This is a genomic window from Microbacterium sp. NPDC055988 (genome assembly GCF_042269505.1).
Lineage (GTDB): Bacteria > Actinomycetota > Actinomycetes > Actinomycetales > Microbacteriaceae > Microbacterium.
In genome coordinates this window covers 3093517-3115314 of the sequence record NZ_JBHJXY010000001.1, presented here as the reverse complement: position 1 = coordinate 3115314, position 21798 = coordinate 3093517, and the positions used below count along the sequence as shown (strand labels likewise).

20 protein-coding genes are annotated in these 21798 nt (G+C 69.0%); 17 read left to right on the top strand and 3 right to left on the bottom strand.

Translation table 11 applies throughout. The features are described from left to right. Positions 1-15 precede the first annotated feature (15 nt). Entirely contained in the window at positions 16-1374 is a 1359-nt protein-coding gene (locus tag ACFC14_RS14910; RefSeq protein WP_376106030.1) for a DUF349 domain-containing protein, read from the bottom strand. A gap of 263 nt (positions 1375-1637) precedes the next feature. On the opposite strand from ACFC14_RS14910, the gene nirB reads away from it, so the two are divergent. Genes nirB through ACFC14_RS14885 form a run of 5 tightly spaced genes read left to right on the top strand, consistent with a single transcriptional unit; the run spans position 1638 to position 7558 of the window. Continuing rightward, positions 1638-4166 carry a nitrite reductase large subunit NirB gene (gene nirB / locus ACFC14_RS14905; protein WP_376107217.1) on the top strand — a complete coding sequence of 843 codons (2529 nt, stop codon included), beginning with the start codon at positions 1638-1640 and terminating at the stop codon, positions 4164-4166. Then, positions 4163-4525 (top strand): nitrite reductase small subunit NirD, encoded by a 363-nt coding sequence (nirD, locus tag ACFC14_RS14900; protein ID WP_376106027.1) that lies wholly within the window; start codon positions 4163-4165, stop codon positions 4523-4525. The genes nirB and nirD overlap by 4 nt, the downstream gene beginning before the upstream one ends. Beyond that, entirely contained in the window at positions 4522-5757 is a 1236-nt protein-coding gene (gene cobA, locus ACFC14_RS14895; protein ID WP_376106024.1) for a uroporphyrinogen-III C-methyltransferase, read from the top strand. The genes nirD and cobA overlap by 4 nt, the downstream gene beginning before the upstream one ends. Further along, on the top strand, positions 5754-6884 hold the full coding sequence (locus ACFC14_RS14890; protein ID WP_376106021.1) for a uroporphyrinogen-III synthase: 1131 nt from the start codon (positions 5754-5756) through the stop codon (positions 6882-6884). Before cobA ends, ACFC14_RS14890 begins: the two co-directional genes overlap by 4 nt. Continuing rightward, a complete protein-coding gene (locus ACFC14_RS14885) occupies positions 6881-7558 on the top strand; it encodes a sirohydrochlorin chelatase (protein WP_376106019.1) in 678 nt (225 codons plus the stop codon). The genes ACFC14_RS14890 and ACFC14_RS14885 overlap by 4 nt, the downstream gene beginning before the upstream one ends. Positions 7559-7621: 63 nt before the next feature. Here the strand turns inward: ACFC14_RS14885 and ACFC14_RS14880 are convergent, their stop codons facing one another. Beyond that, positions 7622-8545: a formate/nitrite transporter family protein gene (locus tag ACFC14_RS14880; protein WP_376106016.1), complete on the bottom strand. Its 924-nt coding sequence runs from the start codon at positions 8543-8545 to the stop codon at positions 7622-7624. Between the two features lie 257 nt (positions 8546-8802). On the opposite strand from ACFC14_RS14880, the gene ACFC14_RS14875 reads away from it, so the two are divergent. Further along, positions 8803-10041: an NAD(P)/FAD-dependent oxidoreductase gene (locus tag ACFC14_RS14875; RefSeq protein WP_376106013.1), complete on the top strand. Its 1239-nt coding sequence runs from the start codon at positions 8803-8805 to the stop codon at positions 10039-10041. 21 nt (positions 10042-10062) lie between these two features. Here the strand turns inward: ACFC14_RS14875 and ACFC14_RS14870 are convergent, their stop codons facing one another. Beyond that, positions 10063-10365 (bottom strand): hypothetical protein, encoded by a 303-nt coding sequence (locus ACFC14_RS14870; protein ID WP_376106010.1) that lies wholly within the window; start codon positions 10363-10365, stop codon positions 10063-10065. A 102-nt stretch (positions 10366-10467) separates the two neighbouring features. On the opposite strand from ACFC14_RS14870, the gene ACFC14_RS14865 reads away from it, so the two are divergent. The 11 genes from ACFC14_RS14865 (at position 10468) to aroQ (ending at position 21791) form a co-directional block, all read left to right on the top strand. Further along, positions 10468-11847, top strand: coding sequence for a replication-associated recombination protein A (locus ACFC14_RS14865; protein WP_376106007.1), 1380 nt, complete (start codon positions 10468-10470; stop codon positions 11845-11847). Positions 11848-12029: 182 nt separating this feature from the next. Next, a complete protein-coding gene (gene rpsD, locus ACFC14_RS14860) occupies positions 12030-12659 on the top strand; it encodes a 30S ribosomal protein S4 (protein ID WP_029263334.1) in 630 nt (209 codons plus the stop codon). A 125-nt stretch (positions 12660-12784) separates the two neighbouring features. Further along, positions 12785-12973: a hypothetical protein gene (locus tag ACFC14_RS14855; protein WP_105721276.1), complete on the top strand. Its 189-nt coding sequence runs from the start codon at positions 12785-12787 to the stop codon at positions 12971-12973. A 55-nt stretch (positions 12974-13028) separates the two neighbouring features. Continuing rightward, a complete protein-coding gene (gene alaS, locus ACFC14_RS14850; protein WP_376106003.1) occupies positions 13029-15689 on the top strand; it encodes an alanine--tRNA ligase in 2661 nt (886 codons plus the stop codon). Further along, complete coding sequence (ruvX, locus tag ACFC14_RS14845; protein WP_376106000.1) at positions 15686-16159, top strand: Holliday junction resolvase RuvX; 474 nt, start codon at positions 15686-15688, stop codon at positions 16157-16159. The genes alaS and ruvX overlap by 4 nt, the downstream gene beginning before the upstream one ends. Before the next feature lie 2 nt (positions 16160-16161). Continuing rightward, positions 16162-17664 (top strand): endolytic transglycosylase MltG, encoded by a 1503-nt coding sequence (mltG, locus tag ACFC14_RS14840; protein ID WP_376105997.1) that lies wholly within the window; start codon positions 16162-16164, stop codon positions 17662-17664. Positions 17665-17668: 4 nt separating this feature from the next. Next, on the top strand, positions 17669-18481 hold the full coding sequence (locus ACFC14_RS14835) for a shikimate dehydrogenase family protein (RefSeq protein ID WP_376105994.1): 813 nt from the start codon (positions 17669-17671) through the stop codon (positions 18479-18481). A 59-nt stretch (positions 18482-18540) separates the two neighbouring features. After that, positions 18541-19770 carry a chorismate synthase gene (aroC, locus tag ACFC14_RS14830; protein WP_376105992.1) on the top strand — a complete coding sequence of 410 codons (1230 nt, stop codon included), beginning with the start codon at positions 18541-18543 and terminating at the stop codon, positions 19768-19770. Next, the gene (locus ACFC14_RS14825) at positions 19754-20275 is read left to right on the top strand and encodes a shikimate kinase (RefSeq protein WP_376105989.1); all 522 of its coding nucleotides are present in this window, start codon (positions 19754-19756) and stop codon (positions 20273-20275) included. The genes aroC and ACFC14_RS14825 overlap by 17 nt, the downstream gene beginning before the upstream one ends. Further along, positions 20272-21360 (top strand): 3-dehydroquinate synthase, encoded by a 1089-nt coding sequence (gene aroB, locus ACFC14_RS14820; RefSeq protein WP_376105986.1) that lies wholly within the window; start codon positions 20272-20274, stop codon positions 21358-21360. The genes ACFC14_RS14825 and aroB overlap by 4 nt, the downstream gene beginning before the upstream one ends. Then, a complete protein-coding gene (aroQ, locus tag ACFC14_RS14815; protein WP_376105983.1) occupies positions 21357-21791 on the top strand; it encodes a type II 3-dehydroquinate dehydratase in 435 nt (144 codons plus the stop codon). Before aroB ends, aroQ begins: the two co-directional genes overlap by 4 nt. Positions 21792-21798: the final 7 nt, after the last annotated feature.

Genomic DNA, 21798 nt, shown 5'->3' with positions numbered 1-21798 from the left:
ACCTGTGGAGAAGGGTCAGCCGCCCAGAGCGCTCAGCCAGGCGCGCCGAGCCTCGAGGGCGTCGGCTGCCTCCTTGGCTGCCTTCTTGTCGCCGGCCTTCTCTGCAGCGGCGACCTCGGCTTCGAGCTTCTCGATCGCCTCCAGCAGCTGCGAGCTCATGTCGTTCGCGCGTGCCTTCGTCTCGGGGTTGTTCTTCTTCCAGTCCACGTCTTCGCGGGCCTTCAGCCCCTGCTCGATCGTGCGGAGCTTGTCGTCGAGCGCGCGCTCCTTGTCGCGGGGGAAGATGCGGCCGATCTCGTCCCACTGACGCTGGATGCGGGTCAGCAGCGCGCGAGCGCGTTTGATGTTCGACTCGTCCGCGACGGCCTTGGCCTCTTCGAGAAGAGCCTCTCGGGCCTCGATCTTCGGCGCGGACTCCGCCTCCTCGGCGGCGGACTGCTCGGCGCGAGCCGCGTACAGCGCATCACCCGCGGCTTTGAACCGCGCCCAGAGCGCGTCGTCGGCCTTGCGCCCGGCGCGCCCGGCCGCTTTCCACTCGTCGAGCAGTGTGCGGTAGGCGGGGATCCCGTCGGTGCCACGCGGAGCGAGGGCCTCGGCGCGCTCGACCAGGCGGGTCTTCACGTCGCGGGCGCTCTTGTGCGCGTCGTCGAGTTCGGAGTAGAAGGCTCGACGCTGCTTGTCGACCACGGCGCGCGCATCGCGGAACCGCTTCCAGAGCTGCTGGGAGATGCCCTTGGAGAGGCGGGGACCGCTCTGCTGCTGGGCCTGCCATGCGTCGAAGAGTTCGCCGAGCTCGGCGGTGACCTGCTTCCACTGCACCTTGCTGAGATCGCGTGCGGCGATGGCCTCGGCCTTCTCGACGAGCGCAGTGCGCTCGGCGATCGCCTTGTCGACGAGCTCCTTGGCCTGCTTGGCCTCCTGCTCGGTCGCTTCGGACAGCGATGAGGTCAGGGTGTTCAGCCGGTCGCGGAGACCAGCGAGGTCGCCGACCGCGGCGGCGTCCGTCGCTTCGTCGATGAGGTGAGCGGCCTGCTTCGCGAGGTCGCTCGCCGATGCCCCACCGGACTGCTTGCGCTGTTCGAGGGTGTGCACCTTGAAGGCGATGTCGTCGAACTTGCGCACGAAGTAGGCGAGCGCCTCCTCGGGTGTGCCGTCGGGATACTGCCCGACGACGCGCCAGACGTCGCCTTCGCGCACCTCGACGGTGCCGTCGTCGGACACGCGACCCCATTCGGCAGAGGTCGCCGATGCGGCGGGCGACGGCGCGGGAGCCGCGGGTGTCACCGCTACCGGCTTCGGCGTCTTCGGCGGCATCGGCACAGCGGGCGGTGCGGGGACAGGGGGAGTCGGCTTCGAAGGCTCGGTGGCAGACACGTGATTCTCCTTGCGCGGTAGGGCCGCGGGAGGCGGAAAGGACGAGGCTCAGCCTAGTACGCCCCGCGCCGGGGCGTCGGACTCGGGCCGTCGCGGGATCTCACACGACTGTTATCGAGTTGTGAGGAGAACGTTCGATCGGCGTAACACCGCCCCGGCCTTTCGCGAAACACCGTGTCCCTATCGTCGAGTCCACGGACAGAGGAGGGCTCGTGATCGTTCGGGAGAGCACATCGTCGGATGTCGTGGTGGTGGGGGCCGGGATGGTCGCGCACCGGTTCGTGGAGAGCCTGCTCCGCGGAGCAGGCGTGGCGCCGACCGTCACGGTCATCGGCGAGGAGGCGCGAGCACCGTACGACCGCGTCGGTCTGACCTCTTTCTTCTCGGGCGCCAGCGCCGAAGACCTCGCACTGGACGCGCAGACGCTCCGGGACGACCGGGTGCGCTTCATCGGCGACGATCGCGTCACCGGAATCGATCGGGTCGGTCGCACGGTGCGCACGCGTTCGGGCGCGGTCCATGCCTACGGAACGCTCGTTCTCGCGACGGGCTCGTATGCCATGCGACCGGCCGTCGACGGTGCGGACCTCCCGGGCTGCTTCGTCTATCGAACCCTCGAGGACGTCGCCGCGATCGACGCATTCGTCCGGCACCGGGCGACGGCACTCGGCCGTCCGTTACGGGGGACTGTGATCGGCGGCGGGCTGCTGGGCCTCGAGGCGGCCGGCGCGTTGCAGGGTCTCGACGTCGATTGCACGGTGGTGCAGTCATCCGACCGTCTCATGTCCGCCCAGCTCGATCTCGCCGGCGGCACCATCCTGCGTCGCCTCATCGAGTCGAAGGGCATCGACGTGCGCACGGGAACCCGGACGACGCGGTTGGATCCGGATGCATCCGGCTCGGTCGCGGCCCTGCAGTTCCAGGACGGCACGATGCACGAGACGGACATCGTGATCTTCACCGTCGGCGTGCGCCCGCAGGATTCGCTCGCCCGCCTCGCCCAACTCGCCGTGCACCCCAGCGGCGGCGTGCTGATCGATTCGAGGTGTCGCACCGCAGACGAAGACATCCTCGCGATCGGCGAGGTCGCCAGCTTCGAAGGACGCTCCGTCGGTCTCGTGGCCCCGGGATATGCCATGGCGGAGGTGGCGGCCACTCGACTGCTCGGCGGCGATGCCACGTTCCCCGGCTACGACGATTCCGCGAAGCTCAAGCTTTCCGGCGTGGACGTCGCGAGTTTCGGCGACGCCTTCGCGACCACCCCGAACGCGCTGGACGTCGTGTATACCGACCCGGTCAACGGGGTCTACAAGAAGCTCGTCCTCTCCGACAACGCGAAGACCCTGCTGGGCGGCATCCTGGTCGGTGACGCCTCGGCATACGGCTCGCTCCGGCCCCTGGTGGGAGCAGCGCTGGGCGCGGATCCCGCCGCCTACCTCATGCCGGAGGGCGGCACGTCGCTACCCGACAGCGAGCTGCCCGCGGATGCGGTCGTGTGCTCCTGCTCGAACGTGACGGCCGGTCGCATCCGCGAGGCGGTGCACGCCGAAGGATGCACGGATGCCGCCGGCGTGAAGGCCTGCACCAAGGCCGGTGCCACCTGCGGCTCCTGCATCTTCGCGGTCAAGAAGATCGTCGGTCAGGAGCTGACGAAACTCGGACAGGCGACGTCCGACGCCCTGTGCGAGCACTTCTCGATGTCGCGTCGCCAGCTCTTCGATGCGGTGCGGGTCGCCGAACTCACGACATTCAGCGCGATCATCGATCGTTTCGGGAGCGGCCGCGGCTGCGACATCTGCAAGCCCGCCCTCGCGAGCATCCTCTCGGTGCTCGTCGGAGCGCATGTGCTGGACGGCGAGAACGCCGCTCTGCAGGACACCAACGACCACGTGATGGCCAACATGCAGAAGGACGGCACCTACTCGGTGGTGCCGCGGATGCCGGGCGGCGAGGTCACCCCTGCGGGGCTGATCGCGATCGGGAACATCGCGGAGACCTACGGGCTGTACACGAAGATCACCGGTGGGCAGCGGATCGACATGTTCGGCGCCCGGCTCGAGCAGCTGCCGCAGATCTGGCAGCGGCTGGTCGACGCCGGGTTCGAGTCCGGACAGGCGTACGGCAAGGCGCTGCGCACGGTGAAGTCGTGCGTCGGTTCGACCTGGTGCCGGTACGGGGTGCTCGACGCCGTCGGCATGGCCGTGCGCCTCGAGCTGCGGTATCGCGGTCTGCGCGCGCCGCACAAGCTCAAGGTCGGGGTGTCGGGGTGCGCGCGTGAGTGCGCGGAAGCCCGTTCGAAGGACGTGGGTGTGATCGCCACCGAGACGGGCTGGAACATGTATGTCGGCGGCAACGGCGGCTTCTCGCCGCGGCACGCGGAACTGCTGGCAGCGGACCTCGACGATGAGGGCCTCATCCGCGCGATCGACCGCTTCTTCATGTACTACATCCGCACCGCCGACCGCCTGCAGCGCACGGCGGGGTGGTGCGCCGAGCTCGACGGCGGGCTCGACGGCCTGCGCGAGGTGATCTTCGACGACAGCCTGGGCATTTGCGATGACCTCGACGCGGCCATGAGCGTGCACGTCGACCGCTATGAGGACGAGTGGGCGGCGACCCTGCGCGACCCGGTGAAGCTGCGGCGGTTCGAGTCATTCGTGAACGCGACCGACACGCCCGACCCGTCTCTGGCCTATGTGCCCGAGCGCGGTCAGGTGCGGCCGGCGACGACGGAGGAACGATCGGACGCGTCCGTCCTCATCGCGGGCACGACTCTGGAGGTGCGGCGATGACGCTCGGAGTCGAGACCGGAAGGCGGGTCCGCGTGTGCGGGCTCAGCGACCTCGAGGTGGAGAGGGGCAGGGCGGCGCTGTTCGGCACGGTCCAGATCGCACTGTTCCTCCTCGCCGACGGCACGGTGCATGCGGTGTCCAACCTCGACCCCTACAGCGGCGCCCACGTGATGTCCCGCGGGATCGTGGGCACGCGGGGCGATGTGCCGACGCTGGCATCGCCGATGCACAAGCAGGTCTTCGATCTGCGCACGGGCGAATGCCTCGACACGCAGGGCAGGGCGCCGTCGGCATTGCGGGTGTGGGATGTCACGGTTCGCGAAGGTCAGATCGAGCTGAACATCGAGGAGACGCGATGACCGTGATGCTGGGAATCGACCTCACTGGACGTGATGTGCTCATGGTGGGCGGTGGGGCCGTGGCGGCCCGCAGGCTCCGACGCTTCCTCGAAGAAGGAGCGCGCGTGCGGCTCGTCGCCCCCGAACTGCACCCGGACACCGCGTTGCTGGTCGAGCGTTTCGGACTCGCCTGGCGTCCGGGTCGCTTCCGCGGATCGGATATGACCGGCGCCTGGCTCGTGCACGCGGCCACGGGTGATGCTCGCGTCGACCGCGAAGTCGCAGAGCGGTGCGAGGGCAAGCGGATCCTGTGCATCAACGCGTCGGACGGTGCCCACGGGTCGACCAGGCTCACCGCGCAGGCCGAGGTCGGCGACGTGACCGTCGCGGTGACCAGTACAGTCGGTGCGGATCCCCGTCGGTCCGTCGCCGTCCGGGATGCGATCGTCGACCTCGTGGGCGAAGGACGCCTGCCGCTCCGGCGGCGCCGTGCCGGTCGGAGCGGACGCGTCGACCTGGTCGGAGGCGGACCGGGGCCCGTGGACCTGATGACGGTGCGCGCCCGACGCCTGATTGCCGAAGCGGACGTCGTCGTGACCGACAGGCTGGGACCCGCTGCCGAGATCGTCCGCGGGCTCGATCCCGATGTCGAGGTGATCGACGTGGGGAAGGTCCCCGGTCGACACCCCGTGCCGCAGGAGGAGATCAACCGGATCATCGTGGCGCGGGCAGTGGAGGGCCGGCGCGTCGTTCGCCTGAAGGGCGGGGATCCGTTCGTCTTCGGACGCGGAGGCGAGGAGATGCAGGCGTGCCTGGCTGCGGGTATCCCCGTCGACGTCACGCCGGGCGTCTCGAGTGCGGTCGCCGTTCCCCAGGCTGCGGGAATCCCGGTCACGCATCGCGGCACGGCTGCGGCGTTCCATGTCGTGAACGGTCAGGGCAGGATCGGCGAGGGCACGCTCGCGGCGCTGGCCGATGCGACCGTGACCACGGTCGTCCTGATGGGGGTGGCCGCCCTCGACCGTCTGGTGGCTGCGGCGCTTGCACACGGCGTACCGGCGGAGCGGCCGATGGCGTTCGTCGAGAGCGGCCACACGGCTCAGCAGCGCACGACGCGCACCACCCTCGGACGCGCTGTCGCGGACGCACGGGCCGTCGGCCTCCGGAACCCTGCGGTGATCGTGATCGGAGAGGTCGCGAGCGCGGCGCTGCTTCTCCCGTCCTCAGAATCGATCGGGGCTGTCCTGGCGTGACGATTCGTGCTCCACTGACTCCGGTCCTGGCCGGATGCACCATCGTCGTGGCCGCTGACAGGCGCTCCGGCGACCTCGTCTCGGCTCTCGAGCGACGCGGCGGCCAGGTGTACCGCGCGCCGGCCCTGAGCATCATCCCCAACGAGGACGATGAGGTCCTCATCGCCCGCACCGAGGATCTCATCGCGTCCCCTCCCGACATCGTGGTCGTGACGACCGGGGTGGGGTTCCGCGGGTGGATGGACGCCGCCCACGAGAACGATCTGGCCGAGGAGCTCACCGAAGCGCTGGCCGGAGCGCAGTTCATCGCGCGAGGACCCAAGGCGCACGGGGCGATTCAGCAGGCGGGATTCGTGGCCGATTGGGTGGCCGAGTCCGAGACCTCCGCAGAGGTGGGGGAGTATCTCGCCGCCGAAGGAGTGCTCGGGCGACGGATCGCGATCCAGCATCACGGCGCGGGCGCCGACGGGCTCGACACCCTCCTCTCGCGGCTCGGGGCGGACGTGGTCAGCATCACCGTGTATCGGTGGGGTCCGCCGCCGGACCCTCAGATCGTGCATCGCTCCGTCATGCAGGCGGGTGCCGGGGAGGTGGATGCCGTCCTCTTCACCTCCGCGCCCGGCGCGGCCGAGTGGGTCAGGACGGCCGTCCGTGCCGACGCGCTCGACGCAATCCGTCGGAGAGCCGCGTCCGGGCGTCTGCTGCTGGCCGCCGTCGGGCCGATCACGGCCGCGCCGCTCACGGATGCCGGCCTCAAGACCACTCTCGCAGCGCGTGGGCGTCTGGGGTCACTGGTGCGCTGCGTCGTCGACCACTACGCGTCCGGTGCCGCTCCGCAGTTGCGTACGGCTGTGGGCGGGATGGAGATGCGCAGCGGCGGTGTCCTGATCGACGGCGACTTCATTCCGCTCTCGCGTGCCGGAGCGAGCATCCTGAGCGAGCTCTTCGATGCCGCCGGTCGTGTGCTCACCCGGGAGGAGCTGGGGCTCGCATTGCCTCGAGGAGGCGAGAGCTCCCACGCCGTCGAGATGGCCGTCGCGCGGTTGCGAGAGGCGCTGGGCGGCGCTGCGGCGATCCAGACCATCGTCAAACGCGGCTACCGACTCACCGTGGAGGAACCCGGATGACCACTCTCGTCGCCTGCTCCCATGGCACGGATTCGCCAGCCGGACGTCGCACGGTCGAAGAGATCGTCGACCTGGTGCGTGAGCGCATCCCGACCACGCGAGTCGTCCAGGCCTTCGTCGATGTGCAGGAGCCCGCGGTGTCGGAGGTCGTCGAACGGGAGCATCTCGACGATGACGTCGTCGTGGTGCCGCTGCTGCTCTCGGTGGGGTTCCATACCGCGGTCGACATCGTGCGCGCCGTGAGTCCCTACGACGGGGTTCGGCAGGGAGAGCCGCTGGGCACCCACCCGCTGATCGCCGAGGTGCTGCGCGCGCGGCTGCGCGCGGCCGTGCATGATCGGTGGCTCCCGGGCGACCATGTCGTGCTCGCGGCGGCCGGCTCCAGCAATCCTGCGGCGGTGGCCGATGTCACCACGGCAGCGGCGCACCTGGCCGACCTGATCCCGGTGCCGGTCTCGATCGGGTACGCGTCGGCGATCGAGCCCCGCATCGCCGACGCCGTCGCCTTTGCGCGGCAGAACGGCGCTTCCCGCGTGATCGCTGCGAGTCATGTTCTCGCGCCGGGGTACTTCGCCGGTCTCGTGGAGCGATCCGGAGCAGACCTCGTCTCCGCACCGCTCGGGGCGGATCCGCGCATCGCCGAGGTCATCGTCGAGCGATTCCGCTCCGCCTGATCAGGCGCAGGACGCGGAAAGGGGCGGATGCCGAAACATCCGCCCCTTTCCGTGCGTGGTCGGTCAGACCCGCGACGGCTCTCTCTCCGCCGCGGTGGTGTCGATGCCCTGCGCCGACTCCTCCGCTGCGGTCGTCGCGACGATCGCCACGCGCGACCGGCGCTCGGTTCGACGCGCCTCGCGGGCGGCCCGAACCTTCGGGCGGCCGTGCGTGTAGTAGATCGGCAGACCGACGAAGAGCAAGCCGCCGACGAGGTTGCCCACGACCGTCGGGATCTCGTTCCAGACGAGGTAGTCCCAGACGGTGAAGTCGGCGCCCATCAGAAGGCCGGAGGGGAACAGGAACATGTTCACGATCGAGTGCTCGAAGCCCATGTAGAAGAAGAGCATGATCGGCAGCCACATCGCGACGATCTTGCCGATGGTGCTGTCCGACACCATCGCGAGGACCACACCGGTGGAGACCATCCAGTTGCACAGCACGCCGCGGATGAAGAGCGTCAGCATGCCGGCGGCACCTTGGTCCGCGTATCCGACTGTGCGCCCATGGCCGATCTCGCTGATCGCCTCGCCCACGGCGCTGGGAGCGGTCGAGAAGCCGTAGGTGAAGTAGATGGCCATCAGGATCGCCACCAGGAATGCGCCGCCGAAGTTGCCGAGGAACACGAGTCCCCAGTTGCGCATCAGCGCACCGAACGTGGCACCGGGACGACGATCGAGCACGGCGAGCGGTCCGAGCGTGAAGACGCCGGTGAGCAGGTCGTACCCCAGCAGATAGAGCATCACGAAGCCGACCGGGAAGAGAACGGCGCCCAGGAGCGGCTGTCCGGTCTGGGTCGAGACCGTGACAGCGAAGGCGGCGGCGATCGTGAGCAGTGCCGCGCCCATGAAGGCGCGGATCAGGGTGTCGCGGGTGGACAGCTGCAGTTTGTACGCGCCGGCATCGACCATGCGCGTGGCGAGCTCGGCGGGCTTGATGTAGGACACAGGACCTCCACGGGGGACGGGAGCACGGATGCTCGACTGACTCGAGCATGCGCGAGCCGCGTTTCCGGGGGCAGCACCGGAAGTTACGACTGTGGAGCGAATCCCTCACTTCCCGTTCATCGCCGTGTGAGATGACTGTCGTTATCCATCCGTGATGCGATCGTTCGCGGCGCGAAACACGTCGCATGACATCCGGGAAACACGGGCCGAATAGCGTCACGGGTACGGCACGATCGCCGCCGACAGGAGCTGTACCGATGAATCATCCACTCGTCACCGAGATCGTCGTCGTCGGTGCGGGGATGGCGGCGCAGCGATTCGTCGAACAGCTCGTGCAGCGGGCGGGCGATGACGTGCGCGTCACGGTGATCGGCGATGAAGGTCGCCGACCGTACGACCGCACGCGCCTACGGGAGCTGTTCCTCGGTGGCTCGGCCGACGATCTCCCGCTGCCGTTCGCGGCGTTCGAGGACGCCCGGATCGAGTTGATCCTGGACGACCGTGTGCTGCACATCGACCGCCGGGCGCAGACGGTGCGGACCCGGTCGCGTCACCTGCATCACTACGACGTCCTGGTGCTCGCCACCGGCGCGGCCGCGGGCCGGGTAGCGGTGGAGGGTGCGGGACTTCCCGGGTGTTTCTCGTATCGCACCGTCGAGGATGCGGAGACGCTGCGGGGCTTCGTGGGTGCACGCGCGTCGGAGCTGGAGAGGGATCTGCGCGGGGTGGTCGTCGGCGGAGGCCCCATCGGACTCGAGGCTGCCGGTGCGCTGCAGGCGATCGGGGTCGACGCCACGGTGGTGCAGTATGCCGATCGGCTGATGGAGACGCAGCTCGACGGCACCGCGGGAAGCATCGTGAAGCGTCATCTGCAGGCGCGGGGGATCGCGGTGCGCACCGGGACGCGCGTGACGCGGCTCGACCCGGACGAATCCGGCGTCGTCACGGCGATCGAATTCCAGGACGGCTCCTTCCAGCGCGTGGACGTGGTCGTGTTCACCGTCGGGCTGCGGGCGCGCGACGAGCTCGCCCGCAACGCCGGGATCGCGGTTCATCCCTACGGAGGCGTCATCATCGACGACACCTGTCAGACCTCGGATCCGTCAGTGCTGGCCATCGGCGAGGTCGCCAGCCTCGACGGACGTCGCTTCGGTCTCGTCGCTCCGGCCCGCGACATGGCCGACGTCGCGGTGGGGCGCGTCCTCGGCCAGGAAGCGAGTTTCTCCGGATTCGACGAATCCGCCGCGATCACACTGGCCGGCGTCGATGTCGCGAGCTTCGGGGATGCGCTCGCTCGGACGCCGGACGCGGTCGACGTGCTCTACGCGGATCCCGTCGCCGGGGTCTATCGGAAGCTGGTGCTGGCGGGAGACGCTCACACGCTGCTCGGGGGAATCCTGGTCGGCGACGCCTCTGCCTACCCGGCGCTGCACACTCTCGTCGGCGCCCGCCTCGAAGCGGATCCGTCGTCGTACGTGCTGCCGAGTCGCGGTTAGCGGTTTTCGCCGGCCCGGGTGCTACTCGGCCGGGGTCTCCGAGGGGGCCGGTGCCGGAGTCTCCGACGGTGCGTCGGTCGGAGCCGTCGTCGGTGCGGTCGTCGGCTCGACGGTCGGTGTCGGTTCCGGTGCCGTCACCTGCGCGTGCACGACCTGGCTGCCGATCGCGGCGACGACGATGAGGCTGCCGACGATCGCGGCGATCGTGTTGTCGCGGACGCGGCGGCGGATCTGCCCCTCGTGCCACTGGGTGCGCGCGGTGTGCAGTCGCGCGCGCTCCGCGGCGGTGCGTGACTGAGCGTTCTTGGAACCGCGTGCGGCCATGCCTGGATCTCCTGTTCCGACACCGGTGCGCGGCGTCGCTGAGAGCCTACCGGGGCGAGCGCGCCCGCCCGAAGTGTCAGGGGCCGCCGGTAGCCTGGAGGGATGACTTCCCCTGCCGCGCTGCTCTCCGGGCAGACGCCTCTCGCCGTGCGCATGCGCCCGACCTCGCTCGATGAGGTCGCGGGTCAGCGGCATCTGCTGCGTGCAGGGTCTCCTATCGTCGCCCTCGCCGATCCGGATGCGGCGTCGCCGGGTGCGGTGTCGATCATCCTGTGGGGTCCGCCGGGCACCGGGAAGACCACCCTCGCGCAGGCGATCGCCCGCTCGTCGGGTCGGCGCTTCGTCGAGCTGTCCGCCATCACGGCGGGTGTCAAGGACGTGCGCGAGGTGATGCAGGAGGCGATCACGCAGCGCGACCTCTACGGTCAGACGACGATCCTGTTCCTCGACGAGATCCACCGGTTCACGAAGGCTCAGCAGGACGCTCTGCTGCCCGGCGTCGAGAACGGGTGGGTGATCCTGATCGCCGCGACCACGGAGAACCCGTCGTTCTCCGTGATCTCTCCGCTGCTGTCGCGTTCGCTGCTGCTCACGCTGCAGCCGCTCACAGACGACGACATCGGCGTGCTCGTGGATCGTGCCGTCGTCGATGCGCGGGGGCTGAACGGCGCCGTCGCCCTGAGCGCCGAGGCGCGGGCCGCGCTGATCCGCCTCGCTTCCGGAGACGCCAGACGCGCGCTCACCGGTCTCGAGGCCGGCGCTGCCGTCGCCCTCTCGCACGCATCCGCTGCGGTGGATCAGCAGGACCAGGCCGCGGAAGACGTCTCAGACGAGACGGCGACGGTGCCGGAGGTCTCGGCTGACGACGTCGCCCAGGCGGTCGACAAGGCGCTGCTGCGCTACGACCGTCAGGGCGACGAGCACTACGACGTCATCAGTGCGTTCATCAAGTCGATCCGGGGCTCCGACCCCGATGCCGCGCTGCACTACCTCGCGCGAATGATCGAGGCGGGGGAGGATCCCCGGTTCATCGCGCGACGCCTGGTGATCTCCGCGTCGGAAGACGTCGGTCTCGCCGATCCTCAGGCCCTCGTCATCGCGGTCGCCGCCGCCGATGCCGTCGCGTTCATCGGCATGCCCGAGGGGCGCATCCCGCTCGCCGAGGCGACCGTCTATCTCGCGACCACCGCGAAATCCAACGCCGCCTACGTGGGAATCGACGCCGCGATCGCCGACATCCGCTCCGGCGGCTTCGGACGTGTGCCGCTGCATCTGCGCGATGCCCACTATCCGGGAGCCAAACGCCTCGGGCACGGCCGCGGTTACGTCTACTCCCACGACAGCGAGTACGGCGTCGTGCCGCAGCAATATCTACCGGACGAGCTCGACGGCAAGCGCTACTACGAGCCGAAGAACCTGGGGGCAGAACGCGACATCGGTTCGCGTCTGGAGCGCATCCGCCGCATCCTCGGCGACCGGTGACCCACGCAATCTGGCGCGGGGCTGCGATCTGTTAGACTTGAGCGGCTCGAAACCGTGTTTTCGGGCATCTCCTCGTTCACACCACACCTTGCTGGCGCCCCGGCGTGCGCTCCAAGGCAGAACGCGGACGATACGTCCGTGAGTCGTGAAAGTCGCGACCACGTCATCGGAAGGACAACTTCGTGACCACGAAGTCCCAGGACCGCCGCAAGGTGCGTCTGAGCCGTGCCCTCGGCATCCCGCTCACCCCGAAGGCCGCCCGCTACCTCGAGAAGCGTCCCTACGCTCCGGGTGAGCACGGCCGCACCAAGCGCAAGGCAGACAGCGACTACGCCGTCCGCCTGCGTGAGAAGCAGCGTCTGCGCGAGCAGTACGGCATCCGCGAGAAGCAGATGCGCAACACCTTCAACGAGGCCCGTCGTCACGACGGTCTGACCGGTGAGAACCTGGTCGAGCTCCTCGAGATGCGTCTCGACGCGCTCGTGGTGCGTTCGGGCTTCGCCCGCACCACCGCACAGGCTCGCCAGCTCGTCGTGCACCGTCACATCCTCGTCGACGGCCAGCTCGTCGACCGCCCGTCGTTCCGCGTGAAGCCGGGTCAGCTCATCCACGTCAAGCCCAAGAGCGAGGGCACCGAGCCCTTCCAGGTGGCAGCAGCCGGCGGTCACGCCGAGGTCCTGCCCCCCGTTCCCGGCTACCTCGAGGTCGAGCTCGACAAGCTCCAGTCGCGTCTGGTTCGTCGTCCGAAGCGCGCCGAGGTCCCCGTGACCTGCGAAGTGCAGCTCGTCGTCGAGTACTACGCGGCTCGCTGAGCATCGCTCACGCTGCTCTCTGAGAGCATCAACGCAAGAGGCGTCGGGGTTACCCGACGCCTCTTGTCGTTTCGGCATACGATGGTGACACCGCGCCTTCGCGGGTCAAGGGCAAGGATGACGACATGAAGAGCTTGCAGTGGTTCCTGATCGGTGTGATCGGCGGCTTCGTCGCGGCTCACTTCATGAACAAGGACCCGCGCGGTCACGACATCCTCGCCGAGGTCGACGCCCGGATCAACGGCTTCACAGCGATCATCGGCGACGCCTACCGCGAGCAGGAGGCACGGCTCACGGAGCCGGGCAAGAACTGAACCACCGCAGCAGCGCCACGGCGCGGCATCTTCACGCAAGGACACCCGGCACTCTATGAAAACTGCGGAGATCGCGCAGCGTTACCTCGACTTCTTCGAGAAGAACGACCACCTCATCGTCCCCTCGGCCTCCCTGGTCAGCGACGACCCGTCGCTCCTGTTCACGGTCGCCGGCATGGTGCCGATGATCCCGTACCTGACGGGCGTCGTTCCTGCGCCTCACCCGCGCATCGCGGACGTGCAGAAGTGCATCCGCACCAACGACATCGAAGAGGTCGGTCGTACCGCGCGTCACGGCACGTTCTTCCAGATGCTGGGAAACTGGTCGTTCGGCGACTACTTCAAGGAAGGCGCGATCCGCTACGCCTGGGAGCTGCTGACCAGCGCCGAGTCCGACGGCGGGCTCGGCTTCGACGAGAAGGACCTCTGGGTCACCGTCTACGAGACCGACGACGAAGCCGAGGCCATCTGGCGCGACATCATCGGACTGAAGCCCGAGCGCATCCAGCGGCTGGGGCGTGCGGACAACTACTGGAACACCGGACAGCCCGGTCCTGGCGGGCCCGACTCCGAGATCTTCTTCGACCGAGGCCCGGCCTACGGCAAGGACGGCGGACCCGCGGTCGACGACTCGAGGTTCCTGGAGATCTGGAACCTCGTGTTCATGCAGGACTTCATCGAGAACATCCGTGGCAAGACCGAGTTCGACATCGTCGGCGAGTTGCCGATGAAGAACATCGACACCGGCATGGGCCTCGAGCGTGTCGCGTTCCTCAAGCAGGGCGTCGAGAACATGTACGAGTCGGACCAGGTGCGTCCGGTCCTCGACCGCGCCGTCGACCTCTCCGGGCGCCCCTACGGCGTGCAGCACGAGGATGACGTGCGCTTCCGCGTCGTCGCCGACCACGTGCGCTCCTCGCTCATGCTGCTCTCCGACGGGGTGCGTCCGTCCAATGAGGGTCGCGGGTACATCCTCCGCCGCCTCATGCGCCGCACGGTCCGCTCGATGCGTCTGCTCGGCGTCGACGAGCCGGTGTTCCCCGAGCTGTTCGCCGCATCGCGCGACGTCATGAAGACCACGTATCCCGAGCTCGAGAAGGACTGGTCCGTTCTCTCGGCATCTGCATTCGCTGAAGAGGAGACCTTTCGCCGCACCCTCGTCGCCGGCTCGACGATCCTCGACCTCGCGCTGGACGAGACGAAGAAGGGCGGCGGAAAGACCCTCAGCGGCCCCGAGGCGTTCCTGCTGCACGACACCTACGGCTTCCCGATCGACCTCACGCTCGAGGTCGCCGAAGAAGCGGGGCTCGAGGTCGACCGCACAGCGTTCGACACGCTCATGCAGGAGCAGCGTCAGCGCGCCAAGGACGACGCCCGCAATCGCAAGCGTCAGCTCGCTGACGTCTCGGTCTACCGTGACCTGCGCGCCCTGGGCGAGACCGGTTTCGACGGGTACACGGCCCTCGAGGTCGAGTCCCGTGTGATCGGGCTCCTCGTCGACGGGGTGCCGGTGCGCAGCGCCGCCGAGGGGCAGATCGCCGAGGTCGTGCTCAGCGAGACCACGCTGTATGCGGAATCCGGCGGTCAGGTCGCCGACAAGGGCACGATCGTCGGCCCGGGCTACGAGCTCGAGGTCCTCGACGTGCAGAAGCCCGTTCCCGGGCTCATCAGCCACACCGTCGAGGTCGCCCGTGGAAGTGTCGCGGTCGACGACGTCGCGACGAGCGTCGTCGACGCCGCCAACCGTCGCGCGGCACGGCAGGCGCACTCGGCCACGCACCTCGTGCACGCCGCTCTCCGCGACACGCTCGGACCGACCGCCACGCAGGCGGGGTCCTTGAACCGCGCCGGATACATGCGATTCGACTTCTCGTGGTCGCAGGCGCTCTCCGCCGACACCCGAAGTGAGATCGAGGAGATCACCAACCGCGCGGTACAGGACGCCCTCGAGGTGACCACGCGCATCGTCTCCCTGGACGAGGCGAAGGAAGCCGGCGCCATGGCGCTGTTCGGGGAGAAGTACGGCGACGTCGTGCGCATGGTCGACATCGGCGGTCCCTGGTCGCGCGAGCTGTGCGCCGGAACGCACGTGGGAACGAGTGCCGAGATCGGTCTGGTCAGCCTGGTCGGAGAATCGTCCGTCGGCGCGTCCAACCGTCGCATCGAGGCCCTCGTCGGCGCTGATGCCTTCCGCGAGCTCGCTGCCGAGCGGGCCATCGTCTCTCAGCTCACCAGTTCGCTGAAGACGCCCCGTGAGCAGTTGCCCGAGCGCATCGCCGATCTCACCGCGAGCCTGAAGGCCGCGGAGAAGCGCATCGCACAGTTCGAATCCAAGGAACGGGCGGGGCAGATCCCGGCCATCGTCGAGGCGGCGAAACGCGTCGGATCCTTCCGACTGGCTGCGCAGAACCTCGGCGACGTCGCTTCCGCGGATGACGTGCGCGACCTCGTCAACGGAGTTCGCGATCGTCTCGGCTCCGATGCCGCTGTCGTCGCCCTCGGTGCGGTCGTCAACGGCCGCCCGGTCGTGGTCGTCGCGACGAACGACGCCGCTCGGTCCGCCGGCGCGAAGGCGGGAGCGCTCGCGAAGCGCGCCGCAGGCGTGCTCGGTGGCGGTGGCGGCGGCCGCGATGACGTCGCGCAGGGCGGCGGCGCGGACGCGGCGGCTCTACCCGCGGCGCTCGACGCCATCTCACAGGAGCTGCACGTCGCGTGAGCGGCTTCCGCCGCGGTGTGCGGCTCGGCATCGACGTGGGTCGGGCGAGGGTCGGCGTCGCCCGCTGCGACCCCGACGGCATGCTCGCCGTGCCGGTCGAGACGGTGGCTCGTGATGAAGCGTCGATCGATCGCCTCGTCCAGCTGGCGGGGGAGTACCAGCCCCTGGAGTTCGTGGTCGGACTGCCGGTGAACATGCAGGGCGCGGACACGCCGTCGACCACCGATGCACGAGAGTTCGCAGCCGCTCTCCAGCAGCGCAGCGGCATCGTCGTGCGGCTCGTGGACGAGCGACTGAGCACCGTTTCCGCGCACGCCGCCCTGCGCAGTTCCGGGAGATCTCAGAAGAAGTCTCGTAGCATTGTGGATCAGGTCGCCGCCGTGGTGCTTCTGCAGCAGGCGATCGACATGGAGAAGAGCACCGGAAACCCGGCCGGTGCCGCCATCTCGCCCGACGAGGAGCACGCCTGACGATGTCCGAACGCGACAGCGCAACGCCGCGGCACGACGCCGACTCCCGCCTGGGGGAACTGTTCGAGAACCTTCCCGAGCCGACCACGCAGATTCCCACGGTCGACAACAGCGCGCCCGCACCCGGTTCGCGTCGTGCGGCGCGTGAGGCCGCATCCGGGGATGGCGCCGCCGCTCCCGGGACGGACGCACCGGGTACCCCCGCTCCGCCATCGCCTGTTCCGGTCCGCGCCTCCGCCGACGAGGTGGTCGCTGCCAGCGGCGAATCGCCGTCGCCGATCCCGGTGCGTGCGTCCGCCGACGCTGCCGACACACCGACGCGGGCCGTCCCCGTGGTCACACCGCCCGCGCTGACCGCCGCACCCGAACCGGTGATCGGCGGAGGTCTGGACGACCTCTTCGCCCCGCATGACGACCACGTCGACGCGAAGCCGAAGAAGAAGCGCCGCAAGGGTTGTCTGATCGCGCTGATCATCGTCCTCGCGATCATCGGCGGGCTCGCTGGGGCCGGCGTCTGGGTGGCGAACACCTACGGTGACAAGATCAGCGAGGCGATGGGCTGGGGCGAGCCGAAGGATTGGGAACCCGGGCAGGCGAGTGGCGAGGCCCTGGTCACGATCAAGGACGGCGACACCGGCGGCCCGGTCTCCGTCGCCCTCCATGAAGCGGGCGTCACGAAGACCGAGGATGTGTTCTACGACTACCTGGTGGACGAGGGCCTCAACCCGACGTTCTACCCCGGGGTCTACCGCCTGCAGGAGAAGATGACGGCCGAGGCTGCCCTCGCCGCTCTCGAGGACGAAGCCAACAAGCTCGAGAACACGGTCTCGGTCGGCGAGGGCGCCACGATCGTCTCGTCACTGCCCGGCATGGCGGAGACGCTCGGTCTTCCGCTCGCCGACTTCGAGGCCGCGGTGAAGGACCCGTCGCAATACGGAGTCGACGCGCGAAGCCTCGAAGGCTGGCTGTTCCCTGCCGTCTACACCTTCGATCCCGAGGTCACCCCGACGCAGGTCATCCAGCGTATGGTCGACCGCACCCGCCAAGCACTCGATGAGGCCGGAGTGCCACCCGAAGACGCGCAGCGCGTGCTGACGATCGCCTCCATCATTCAGCGCGAAGGCAGGTTGGACGACTTCGCGAAGGTGTCGAGAGTGATCCAGAACCGTCTGGACATCGACATGCTGTTGCAGATGGACTCCACGGCTCAGTACGGCTATGGATCGCTGCACGAGGGTGTCGTCTCGAGCTCCAAGGAGGCGCTCGAGAGCGACAACGAGTGGAACACGTACAAGCGCGAGGGACTCCCCGCGACCCCGATCGCGAGCCCGAGCGATGCTGCCATCGATGCGGCGATGCACCCGGTGGACGGCCCCTGGCTGTACTTCGTCACGATCAATCTGGACACCGGTGAGACGCAGTTCTCGGAGACCATGTCCGAGCATGAGCAGGGGATCGAGAAGTGGCGCGAGTGGTGCCGGGCGAACCCCGACGCTGGTTGCTGACACGGTGACACGCACGCACCTCGCGGTCTGGGGCGATCCGATCGGGCACTCCAAGTCACCGGACCTGCACGCCGCGGCCTACGGGGTGCTCGGCGTGGACTGGGAGTACGGACGCCGGCAGGTCGCAGTCGACGCGTTCGCTGGCGCGCTCGCGGGTCTTGACGACTCCTGGCGCGGTCTCTCGCTGACCATGCCGTTGAAGGAGGCGGCGTTCCGCGCCGCGGCGACCAGGGACGCTCATGCCGAGCTCACGGGTGCCGTCAACACGCTGCTGCTCGGAAATGCGACGGCAGGGTTCAACACCGACGTCGGCGGGATCGTCGACGCGCTGGCCGAGGCCGGCGTGACCGAGGCGGGGACGGTCCGCATCCTCGGGGCCGGCGCCACGGCCGCCTCCGCCCTCGTGGCGGCGACGGAGCTGGGTGCGACCCGCGTGTTCGTGCACGCTCGACGACCTGAGCGGGCGGCCGGACTGGTGGCTCTCGGCGCGAACATCGATGTCGCGGTGGAGGCGCAGCCGCTCGGCGCGAAGCCCTCGCGCGCCGATCTCACGATCGCGACGCTGCCCAGTGGGACCGCGCTCCCTGCCCACATCTCGTCAGGACTGGCCGAGAGCGGGGGAGCACTGTTCGATGCCGCATACGCCCCGTGGCCCTCGGCTCTCGCGGCGAGCTGGGGCGACGGGGCCGTGATCTCCGGACTCGGCATGCTGCTGCACCAGGCCGTGCGCCAGATCCGGATCTTCCGTCACGGCGACCCCGCGATCGAGCTCCCGGACGAGGAGTCGGTCGTCGCTGCGATGCGCGCGGTACTCTGACCCGCTCGCACGACGAAACGCGGCGCAGCGGGGGTCCGAACCCGTGGGAGACTGGAGCAATGCTCCGCGTGCTCACGGCCGGCGAATCCCACGGCCCAGAACTCATCGCCGTCATGGAGGGTCTGCCCTCCGGCGTCCCTGTCTCCTCCGAGGCCATCCAGGCCGATCTCGCCCGCCGCAAGCTCGGCTATGGACGCGGCTCCCGCATGAAGTTCGAGCAGGACGAGTTGACCATCTCGGGCGGCGTCCGGCACGGCAAGAGCCTGGGAAGCCCGATCGCCCTGCGCATCGGCAACACCGAGTGGCCGAAGTGGATCGAGGTCATGAACCCCGAACCCGTCGAGCTCACGGACAAGTCCCGCGGTCGCAGCGCTCCGCTGACGCGTCCGCGTCCGGGGCACGCCGACCTCGTGGGCATGCAGAAGTACGACTTCGACGAGGCGCGTCCGATCCTCGAGCGTGCGAGCGCGCGTGAGACGGCCGCGCGCGTCGCGCTCGGCGCCATCGCCCGTTCCTTCCTCGGTGAGCTCGGCATCCGTCTGGTCAGCCACACGCTCTCTATCGGTCCGGTGCAGGTTCCTCCGGGGTCCGCTCTTCCCACCCCGGACGACGTGGACGCCCTGGATGCCGATCCGCTCCGCTGCTTCGACGCCGCGACGTCGGCGCTCATGGTCGCCGAGGTCGACGATGCGAAGAAGGACGGCGACACGCTCGGCGGCATCGTCGAGGTGCTGGCATACGGCCTCCCGCCCGGGCTGGGTTCGCACGTGCACTGGGACCGTCGTCTGGACGCCCGGCTCGCCCAGGCTCTTATGAGCATCCAGGCGATCAAGGGCGTCGAGGTCGGCGACGGTTTCGAGACCACTCGGCGCCGCGGATCCGCGGCGCATGACGAGCTTTTCGCGACCGCGGACGGCATCACCCGCGGCTCCGACCGCGCCGGCGGCACCGAGGGCGGCATGTCCACCGGAACCGTGCTGCGCGTTCGCGCGGGGATGAAGCCGATCGCCACGGTGCCGCACGCGCTGCGCACCATCGACATCGCGACCGGTGACGACGCGACCGCTCACCACCAGCGCTCCGACGTGTGTGCCGTCCCCGCTGCGGGTGTGGTCGCCGAGGCGATGGTCGCGGTCGAGCTCGCGAACGCCGTGCTGGAGAAGTTCGGCGGCGACAGCATCCGCGAGACCCGGCGCAACCTCGACGGGTACCTCGACGGTATCCCGGCCGAGCTGCGCACGACGCCCGCGTCCGAAGCGGCGCTCATCGCGCATGACGAGCGAGGCTGACCCTCTGACGCTGGTGCTGGTCGGCCCGATGGCCGCCGGCAAGACCAGTGTCGGTCGGCGCGTCGCGCGTCGACTCGGAGTCGCTTTCGTCGACACCGACAAGCGCATCGTCGCGACTCACGGGCCGATCCCCGCCATCTTCGCCGAGCACGGAGAGCCGCACTTCCGTGAGCTCGAACGGGCGGCCGTGGCCGAGGCCCTGTCCGAAGGCGGCGTGATCTCTGTCGGCGGCGGAGCTGTGACGCAGGCGGACACGCGTGATCTGCTCAAGGATCAGCCCGTCGTGTTCCTGACCGTGAGCGCTGATGCGGTGGCCGCCAGGATCCGCGGCAGCAATCGTCCCCTGCTTGCGGGTGAGGAGGATCCGGTGGAGCGCTGGACAAAGATCTTCGAGGAGCGCCGGAGGTGGTACGCCGAGGTCGCCTCGACGACCTTCGACACCTCACGTCGTCCGATGCAGAAGATCGCGGACGACATCGTGGCATGGAGGAGAGAGCAGCGATGAGCACGACGACCATCAGCGTCACCGGGAATGACGCCTACGACATCACGATCGGACGAGGAATCCTCGACCAGGTCTCCGCGGCCCTCGCGCCGGGTGTGCGCAAGATCCTGGTCGTGCACCCGCCGACGCTCGCAGCGCGCGCGGCCGAGCTGCGCGACCGGCTGCTCGCCGAGACGGCGGAAGGGCCCCGCGACGTTCTTCTCGCGGAGATCCCGGACGCGGAGCAGGGCAAGCGCATCGAGGTCGCCGCGTTCTGCTGGCAGGTGATGGGGCAGGCCGACTTCACCCGCAGCGACGCCGTCGTGGGCTACGGCGGCGGTGCCGTGACCGATCTCGCCGGGTTCGTCGCGGCGACCTGGCTGCGCGGTGTTCAGCTGGTCCAGGTGCCGACCACCGTCCTCGGGCTGGTCGATGCCGCGGTCGGCGGGAAGACCGGGGTCAACACGGCCGAGGGGAAGAACCTCGTGGGCGCGTTCTGGGCGCCCAGCGCAGTGATCGGCGACCTCGACGAACTCGCCAGCCTGAGCCCGAACGAAGCGACGGCGGGATACGCCGAGGTGGTCAAGGCGGGATTCATCTGGTCTCCGGAGATCCTCGACATCGTCGAAGCCGACCCCGCGCGTGCCGTCGACACGACGACCGAGGAGTTCCGTCGAACGATCGAACTCGCGATCGACATGAAGGCGAAGGTCGTCTCGGACGACTTCCGTGAGGCAGGTTTGCGTGAGATCCTCAACTACGGCCACACGCTCGGGCACGCGATCGAACACGCCGAGCGGTACCGCTGGCGGCATGGCGCGGCGATCTCGGTGGGCATGCTGTACGCCGCGGAACTCTCCCGACTCGCGGGACGACTCTCCGATGCCGCGGCCGAACGCCACCGCACCATCCTCGAGTCGCTGGGGCTTCCGACGTCGTACCGCGCCGGAGCGTGGCCGCAATTGCTCGCCACGATGCAGCGCGACAAGAAGAGCCGCGGCGGCATGCTTCGCTTCATCCTGCTCGACGACATCGCGAAGCCGACTGTGCTGCAGGCCCCCGACGAGTCGCTGATGTTCGCCGCCTACCAGGAGGTGGGCGCGTGAGCCGCCGCATCCTCCTGGTCAACGGACCGAACCTGAATCTGCTGGGCACGCGCGAACCCGAGGTCTACGGCACGGCAACGCTCACCGACGTGGAGCGGATCACCGCCGCTGCCGCCTCGGAGTTCGACTTCGAGGTGCGCGCGGTGCAGAGCAACCACGAGGGCGTCCTGATCGACGCCATCCATGCCGCGCGGGAGGACTGCGCGGCCATCGTGATCAACCCCGGCGGACTCACGCACACGTCCGTGGTGCTGCGGGACGCTCTGACCGGCGTCTCGCTGCCGTTCGCCGAGGTGCACATCTCCGACGTCTACGCTCGCGAGGAGTTCCGCCACCACTCCTATCTGCACGATGTCGCGGCGGTGCGCGTCATCGGCCGGGGTGTCGACGGATACGCCGACGCCGTCCGCGAACTGGTCGCGCACCTCTGATCGACTC